The 1,594-nt window shown below is 52.0% G+C and carries 2 tRNA genes and 3 rRNA genes; all 5 read right to left on the reverse strand.

The window, feature by feature from the left end:
• A 23S ribosomal RNA gene (locus P5G61_RS31770) occupies positions 1-473 on the reverse strand; the annotation flags it as partial.
• A 206-nt stretch (positions 474-679) separates the two neighbouring features.
• A tRNA-Ala gene (locus P5G61_RS31775) sits at positions 680-755 on the reverse strand.
• 22 nt (positions 756-777) lie between these two features.
• Positions 778-854, reverse strand: a tRNA-Ile gene (locus tag P5G61_RS31780).
• A 37-nt stretch (positions 855-891) separates the two neighbouring features.
• Positions 892-1,008: ribosomal RNA gene (gene rrf, locus P5G61_RS31785) — 5S ribosomal RNA — on the reverse strand.
• Positions 1,009-1,108: 100 nt separating this feature from the next.
• Positions 1,109-1,594: ribosomal RNA gene (locus P5G61_RS31790) — 16S ribosomal RNA — on the reverse strand; the annotation flags it as partial.

Here is a 1,594-nt window from a genome sequence, read left to right on the forward strand (position 1 = left end):
CCTTGGCAGATGGTCCTGCCGGATTCATACGGGGTTTCACGTGCCCCGCACTACTCGGGATCCGTCTCGGAGGGAACCAACTTTCAATTACAGGGCTTTTACCTTCTTTGGCGGGCCTTTCCAGACCTCTTCACTTAACCGGTTCCTTTGTAACTCCATGTGAGACGTCCCACAACCCCAAAGAGCAAGCTCTCTGGTTTGGGCTTCTCCGCGTTCGCTCGCCGCTACTGACGGAATCACTATTGTTTTCTCTTCCTCAAGGTACTTAGATGTTTCAGTTCCCTTGGTATGCCTCTACACAACCTATGTATTCAGTTGTGAGTAACTGGAAATTACCCCAGCTGGGTTTCCCCATTCGGACACCCCCGGATCAAAGCTTGCTTACAGCTCCCCGAGGCAGTTTCGTTGTTCGCCACGTCCTTCATCGGCTCCTAGCGCCTAGGCATCCTCCGTGTGCTCTTAGTAGCTTAACCAACTCGCTCGTGTTCGAGCTGTCGCTCCGCTTGTTTTGGACTGCGTCCAAAGCCAAAAGTCGCTCCATTTCGATCACTCGCTCATGCAGTTTTCACTATTTATTGAAACTTGTTTTAACACAAGTTCAGCTTAAAAAGGAATGTTCTAAATCGCAAAATTTCGTTTCGATATCTAGTTTTCAAAGAACAAGCTTGTAAAATCTTGTTGGTGGAGCCAAGCGGGATCGAACCGCTGACCTCCTGCTTGCAAGGCAGGCGCTCTCCCAGCTGAGCTATGGCCCCATATTAGATTTTAAGGTATACATGGTGGGCCCTGGTGGACTCGAACCACCGGCCTCACCCTTATCAGAGGTGCGCTCTAACCAACTGAGCTAAGGGCCCACATTATATATCATATTGAAACCCGTAATGGGTTTACGCTTGGCGGCGTTCTACTCTCCCAGGACCCTGCGGTCCAAGTACCATCGACGCTGAAGGGCTTAACGGTCGTGTTCGGGATGGGAACGTGTGGAACCCCTTCGCTATCGCCACCAAACGTTTGAGAGTTTGAGCTCTCAAAACTGAGCAACGAGTGAGTAGTTTTGCAGCTAAGCTGCGGTTTTGAATGTTTCCACGCGGGAAACGATTCTCCATAGAAAGGAGGTGATCCAGCCGCACCTTCCGATACGGCTACCTTGTTACGACTTCACCCCAATCATCTATCCCACCTTCGGCGGCTGGCTCCTTGCGGTTACCCCACCGACTTCGGGTGTTATAAACTCTCGTGGTGTGACGGGCGGTGTGTACAAGACCCGGGAACGTATTCACCGCGGCATGCTGATCCGCGATTACTAGCAATTCCGACTTCATGCAGGCGAGTTGCAGCCTGCAATCCGAACTGAGACCGGCTTTTTAGGATTCGTTCCACCTCGCGGTTTCACTGCCCGTTGTACCGGCCATTGTAGTACGTGTGTAGCCCAGGTCATAAGGGGCATGATGATTTGACGTCATCCCCACCTTCCTCCGGTTTGTCACCGGCAGTCACCTTAGAGTGCCCACCCGAAGTGCTGGCAACTAAGATCAAGGGTTGCGCTCGTTGCGGGACTTAACCCAACATCTCACGACACGAGCTGACGACAACC

This window comes from Paenibacillus vandeheii (assembly GCF_030433635.1).
Taxonomy (GTDB): domain Bacteria; phylum Bacillota; class Bacilli; order Paenibacillales; family Paenibacillaceae; genus Paenibacillus; species Paenibacillus vandeheii.